The following is a 6,752-nucleotide window of genomic DNA, read 5'->3' as shown; positions in this document are numbered from 1 at the left end:
GCAGCAGAAGTAATGGTAATACCACGCTCCTGCTCCTGAACCATCCAGTCTGTGGTCGCGGCGCCGTCATGCACCTCGCCCATCTTGTGACTTTTGCCAGTGTAAAAAAGGACGCGCTCGGTGGTGGTGGTTTTACCAGCATCCACGTGAGCAACGATACCAATGTTACGGTAGCGATTAATCGGTGTAGTACGAGCCATAAAGCCCTCGCAAAATTAGTGACGCTAAAATTAGAAGCGGTAGTGCGAGAAAGCTTTGTTAGCTTCAGCCATACGGTGCACGTCTTCACGCTTCTTAACTGCAGCACCTTTACCTTCGGCAGCGTCCAACAGTTCGCCAGCCAAACGCAGAGCCATAGACTTCTCGCCGCGCTTACGGGCGAAGTCTACCAACCAGCGCATTGCCAGAGCGTTACGACGGGACGGACGAACTTCAACCGGAACCTGGTAAGTAGCACCGCCTACACGGCGCGACTTTACTTCGACCAGCGGAGCGATGGCGTCGAGAGCTTTCTCGAAGATTTCCAGGGGGTCGCTGTTCTTGCGTTCTTTAACCTTTTCCAGCGCGCCATAAACGATACGCTCGGCAACGGCTTTCTTGCCGCTTTCCATCACGTGGTTCATGAACTTGGCCAGGATTTGGCTTCCGTATTTTGGATCGTCAAGCACTTCGCGCTTGGCTGCTACGCGTCTTCTTGGCATGGATAAGCCCTCAAACGGTCTTCAGGTTCGCTCGGAATTGGTGCCCTATCAGGGACGCCTCCGACCTTACTCTTATCGACTCAGAAAAATAGAAATCAGTTTTTTGCAGCAAGCGACCATTACTTCGGACGCTTGGTACCGTACTTCGAACGACCCTGGTTACGACCCTTAACGCCGGAAGTATCCAAAGAACCGCGAACGGTGTGGTAACGAACACCTGGCAAGTCTTTTACACGACCGCCGCGGATCAGTACCACGCTGTGCTCTTGCAGGTTGTGGCCTTCACCGCCGATGTACGAGGAAACCTCGAAACCGTTGGTCAGACGCACACGGCATACTTTACGCAGTGCCGAGTTAGGTTTTTTCGGCGTAGTGGTATACACACGGGTGCACACGCCACGACGTTGCGGGCAGTTCTGCAGCGCAGGCACGTCGGATTTCTCGACGATACGCTTACGCGGCTGACGTACCAGCTGGTTGATAGTTGCCATCTACTAGCTCCACTGTTGTCTTGCGACGCTATTGTCTTGCAAGAAAAGCAAAATGGCAGGAACGAATTCCCGCCAAATTTAGGGGTACAAGAGTCTAAAGAGGATCTTGTCCCCAGTCAAGGCAAGGCCCCGACCTCCCCGCCCATCCAACCTCGACAAATTGTCGCGATTCGATGAACGGAGCTGCCAGGGCCTTACGCTCATTTATCGCAGAACTCAGTTACCGCTAGAGTTCAGCGCTTCGGTCAGTGCAGCTTCCACTTCACTGGCGCTTACGCGCAACGGCTTGTCGGCATCACGACGACGCTTACGCTCGCTGTGATAAGCCAGGCCGGTACCAGCCGGGATCAGACGACCCACGACCACGTTTTCTTTCAGGCCGCGCAGGTAGTCGCGCTTGCCGGTTACCGCCGCTTCGGTCAGTACGCGGGTGGTTTCCTGGAAGGAAGCCGCCGAGATGAACGATTCGGTGGACAACGACGCCTTGGTGATACCCAGCAGAACGCGAGTGAACTTGGAGACAAATTTGTCTTCGTTGCTCAAACGCTCGTTCTCTACCAGAACGTGAGTCAATTCCATCTGGTCGCCCTTGATGAAACTGGAATCGCCGGATTCAGCGATTTCAACTTTACGCAACATCTGACGCAGGATGGTCTCGATGTGCTTGTCGTTGATCTTCACGCCTTGCAGACGGTAAACGTCCTGGATCTCGTTAACAATGTACTTGGCCAGCGCACTCACACCCAGCAGACGCAGGATGTCGTGTGGATCGCTCGGACCGTCGGAGATAACTTCGCCGCGGTTTACCTGTTCGCCTTCGAACACGTTCAGGTGACGCCACTTCGGAATCAGCTCTTCGTACGGATCGCTACCGTCGTTCGGGGTAATGACCAGACGGCGCTTGCCTTTGGTCTCTTTACCGAACGCGATGGTGCCGCTGACTTCAGCCAGAATCGACGCTTCTTTCGGACGACGGGCTTCGAACAGGTCGGCAACACGCGGCAGACCACCGGTGATGTCACGGGTCTTCGAAGTTTCTTGCGGAATACGAGCGATAACATCACCGATCGCAATCTTCGCACCGTCCGCTACACCGACCAGGGCGTTGGCTGGCAGGAAGTACTGAGCGATTACGTCAGTGCCTGGCAGCAAAAGATCCTTGCCGTTGTCGTCGACCATCTTCACGGCAGGACGAATGTCCTTGCCGGCAGCTGGACGATCTTTGGCGTCGAGTACTTCAATGTTGGTCATACCGGTCAATTCGTCAGTCTGACGCTTGATCGTGATGCCTTCTTCCATGCCCACGTAGGTCACGGTACCTTTCATTTCGGTAACGATCGGGTGAGTGTGCGGATCCCACTTGGCCACGATTGCGCCAGCGTCGACCTTGTCACCTTCTTTAACCGAAATCACGGCACCGTACGGCAGCTTGTAACGCTCACGCTCACGACCGAAGTCATCAGCGATGGCCAGCTCACCGGAACGGGACACAGCTACCAGGTGACCATCCACGCGCTCAACGTGCTTCAGGTTGTGCAGACGGACGGTACCGCCATTCTTCACCTGAACACTGTCGGCTGCGGAGGTCCGGCTTGCCGCACCACCGATGTGGAACGTACGCATCGTCAGCTGGGTACCCGGCTCACCGATCGACTGTGCAGCAATTACGCCGACAGCTTCACCGATGTTCACCTGGTGACCACGAGCCAAGTCACGGCCGTAGCACTTGGCGCAAATGCCGTAGCGGGTTTCGCAGCTGATCGGCGAACGCACGATCACTTCGTCGATGCTGTTCAGCTCGATGAACTCAACCCACTTCTCATCTACCAGGGTGCCGGCAGGAACGATGACGTCCTCGGTACCTGGCTTGAATACGTCACGGGCAATGACACGACCCAATACGCGCTCACCCAACGGCTCTACAACGTCACCGCCTTCAATGTGCGGAGTCATCAGCAGACCGTGTTCGGTGCCGCAATCGATCTCGGTTACAACCAGATCTTGCGCTACGTCTACCAGACGACGAGTCAGGTAACCGGAGTTCGCGGTTTTCAACGCGGTATCCGCCAGACCTTTACGAGCACCGTGAGTCGAGATGAAGTACTGAAGTACGCTCAAACCTTCACGGAAGTTCGCAGTAATCGGCGTTTCAATGATGGAACCGTCCGGCTTGGCCATCAGACCACGCATACCGGCCAGCTGACGAATCTGTGCTGCGGAACCCCGCGCACCCGAGTCGGCCATCATGTACATCGAGTTGAAGGATTCCTGGTCGACTTCGACGCCATGACGGTCGATGACTTTCTCTTTCGAGAGGTTGGCCATCATCGCCTTGGAAACTTCGTCGTTCGCCTTGGACCAAAGGTCGATCACTTTGTTGTACTTCTCGCCCTGGGTTACCAGGCCGGAGGCGTACTGACTTTCGATTTCTTTCACTTCGTCGGTGGCAGCACCGATGATGCGGGCTTTTTCATCCGGGATAACGAAGTCGTTAACGCCGATGGAAACGCCGGAAATGGTCGAGTAGGCAAAACCGGTGTACATCAACTGGTCAGCGAAGATCACGGTCTCTTTCAGACCAACCACGCGGTAGCACTGGTTGATCAGCTTGGAGATCGCCTTTTTCTTCATCGGCAGGTTGACGACATCGTACGACAGACCTTTTGGCACAACCTGGAACAACAGCGCACGGCCGACAGTGGTGTCGACGATACGGGTGTTGGTCACGCTGCCGCCATCACGGTCGTTGACGGTTTCGTTGATCCGCACCTTGACCTTGGCGTGCAGTGCGGCTTCGCCGGCACGGAACACACGGTCAACTTCCTGCAGATCCGCGAACACACGACCTTCGCCCTTGGCGTTGATCGCTTCACGAGTCATGTAGTACAGACCCAATACAACGTCCTGCGACGGAACGATGATTGGCTCACCGTTGGCTGGCGACAGAATGTTGTTGGTCGACATCATCAACGCACGCGCTTCGAGCTGGGCTTCCAGCGTCAGCGGTACGTGCACGGCCATTTGGTCGCCGTCGAAGTCGGCGTTGTACGCGGCGCAGACCAGAGGGTGCAGCTGGATAGCCTTACCTTCGATCAGTACCGGTTCAAACGCCTGGATACCCAGACGGTGAAGGGTCGGTGCACGGTTGAGAAGAACCGGGTGTTCGCGAATCACTTCAGCGAGAACGTCCCAAACCTCTGGCAGCTCGCGCTCGACCATCTTCTTGGCAGCTTTGATGGTGGTAGCGAGACCACGCATTTCCAGCTTGCCGAAAATGAACGGCTTGAACAGCTCGAGAGCCATTTTCTTCGGCAGACCGCACTGGTGCAGACGCAGGGTCGGACCTACGGTAATTACCGAACGACCGGAGTAGTCAACACGCTTACCGAGCAAGTTCTGACGGAAACGACCTTGCTTACCCTTGATCATGTCAGCCAGGGATTTCAGAGGACGCTTGTTGGAACCTGTGATAGCGCGGCCACGACGACCGTTGTCGAGCAGTGCGTCAACGGCTTCCTGCAACATACGCTTTTCGTTGCGCACGATGATGTCCGGAGCGGACAGATCCAGCAGGCGCTTCAAACGGTTGTTACGGTTGATCACTCGACGATACAGATCGTTGAGGTCGGAAGTCGCGAAGCGACCGCCATCCAGCGGGACCAGTGGACGCAGATCTGGCGGCAGAACCGGCAGAACGGTCAGCACCATCCACTCTGGCAGGTTGCCGGAACCCTGGAAGGCTTCCATCAACTTCAGACGCTTGGACAGCTTTTTGATTTTGGTTTCGGAGTTGGTTTGCGGAATCTCTTCACGCAGACGGCCAATCTCGTGCTCCAGGTCGATAGCGTGCAGCAGTTCGCGGACAGCCTCGGCACCCATGCGGGCATCGAAATCGTCGCCGAACTCTTCCAGCGCTTCGAAGTACTGCTCGTCGTTCAGCAGCTGACCTTTTTCAAGGGTGGTCATGCCTGGGTCGATAACGACGTAGCTCTCGAAGTAGAGAACGCGCTCGATATCACGCAGGGTCATGTCCATCAGCAAGCCGATACGGGACGGCAGCGATTTCAGGAACCAGATGTGGGCAACCGGCGAGGCCAGTTCGATGTGGGCCATACGCTCACGACGAACTTTTGCCAGCGCGACTTCAACGCCGCACTTCTCACAGATCACACCGCGGTGCTTCAAGCGCTTGTACTTACCGCACAGGCACTCGTAATCCTTTACCGGGCCAAAGATCTTGGCGCAGAACAGGCCGTCACGCTCAGGTTTGAACGTACGGTAGTTGATGGTTTCCGGCTTTTTAACTTCACCGAACGACCACGAACGGATCATCTCAGGCGATGCCAATCCGATACGGATGGCGTCGAACTCTTCGACTTGACCCTGGTTTTTCAGCAAATTCAGTAGGTCTTTCAAGGCCTTTCCTCCTGGCGGAGCAGAGAGCGGGCAATCCTGCCCCGCTCTCGATTCGCGTCACGTGTTATTCGGTTTCCAGATCGATATCGATGCCGAGGGAACGAATTTCCTTGATCAACACGTTGAAGGACTCGGGCATGCCCGGCTCCATACGGTGATCGCCGTCCACGATGTTTTTGTACATCTTGGTACGGCCGTTCACATCGTCCGACTTCACTGTGAGCATTTCTTGCAGAGTGTAAGCAGCACCGTATGCTTCCAGTGCCCAGACCTCCATCTCCCCGAAACGCTGACCACCGAACTGCGCCTTACCACCCAGCGGCTGCTGGGTAACCAGGCTGTACGAACCGGTAGAACGAGCGTGCATCTTGTCGTCTACCAAGTGGTTCAGCTTCAGCATGTACATGTAGCCAACGGTAACCGGGCGCTCGAACTTGTTGCCGGTACGGCCATCGGTCAGCTGCATCTGGCCGCTTTCTGGCAGGTCCGCCAGTTTCAGCATGGCCTTGATTTCGCTTTCCTTGGCGCCGTCGAACACTGGAGTGGCCATCGGAACGCCGCCACGCAGGTTTTGAGCCAGATCCAGGATTTCCTGGTCCGAGAAGTCATCGAGGCTTTCCTGACGACCGCCGATCTCGTTGTAGATCTCGTGCAGGAATTTACGCAGCTCGGCAACTTTACGCTGCTCTTCAACCATACGATTGATCTTCTCGCCCAAACCTTTGGCTGCGAGGCCGAGGTGGGTTTCAAGGATCTGACCGACGTTCATACGCGAAGGTACGCCCAACGGGTTGAGGACAACGTCGACCGGGGTGCCATTGGCATCGTGCGGCATGTCTTCAACCGGCATGATCACGGAGACCACACCTTTGTTACCGTGACGACCGGCCATCTTGTCGCCCGGCTGGATGCGACGACGGATTGCCAGGTAAACCTTGACGATTTTCAGCACGCCTGGAGCCAGGTCATCGCCCTGCTGCAGTTTGCGCTTCTTGTCTTCGAACTTGTCGTCCAGCAGACGGCGACGATCAACGATGTAGGCCTGAGCCTTCTCGAGCTGCTCGTTCAGAGCATCTTCAGCCATGCGCAGTTTGAACCACTGGCCGTGCTCAAGACCGTCGAGTACTTCGTCGGTGATGTCCTG

General features: G+C 56.0%; 4 protein-coding genes and 1 pseudogene. All 5 read right to left on the bottom strand.

Going from position 1 to position 6,752, the window contains the following annotated elements:
- On the bottom strand, positions 1 to 200 hold a 200-nt coding region (locus D8V06_RS30710; RefSeq protein ID WP_241667768.1), incomplete at its 3' end, for a GTP-binding protein.
- 30 nt (positions 201 to 230) lie between these two features.
- Positions 231 to 701, bottom strand: a complete 471-nt coding sequence (gene rpsG, locus D8V06_RS03445) for a 30S ribosomal protein S7 (RefSeq protein WP_002555493.1) — start codon at positions 699 to 701, stop codon at positions 231 to 233.
- Between the two features lie 119 nt (positions 702 to 820).
- A complete protein-coding gene (gene rpsL / locus D8V06_RS03440; protein ID WP_003186084.1) occupies positions 821 to 1,192 on the bottom strand; it encodes a 30S ribosomal protein S12 in 372 nt (123 codons plus the stop codon).
- 216 nt (positions 1,193 to 1,408) lie between these two features.
- On the bottom strand, positions 1,409 to 5,608 hold the full coding sequence (gene rpoC / locus D8V06_RS03435; RefSeq protein ID WP_056855885.1) for a DNA-directed RNA polymerase subunit beta': 4,200 nt from the start codon (positions 5,606 to 5,608) through the stop codon (positions 1,409 to 1,411).
- A gap of 64 nt (positions 5,609 to 5,672) precedes the next feature.
- Positions 5,673 to 6,752 (bottom strand): annotated as a pseudogene (gene rpoB / locus D8V06_RS03430) (DNA-directed RNA polymerase subunit beta); the annotation flags it as partial.

The organism is Pseudomonas sp. Sample_24 (genome assembly GCF_004307605.1).
Taxonomy (GTDB): domain Bacteria; phylum Pseudomonadota; class Gammaproteobacteria; order Pseudomonadales; family Pseudomonadaceae; genus Aquipseudomonas.
Note: the sequence above shows the minus strand (reverse complement) of the source record. Positions and strands in the feature narration are given on the sequence as shown.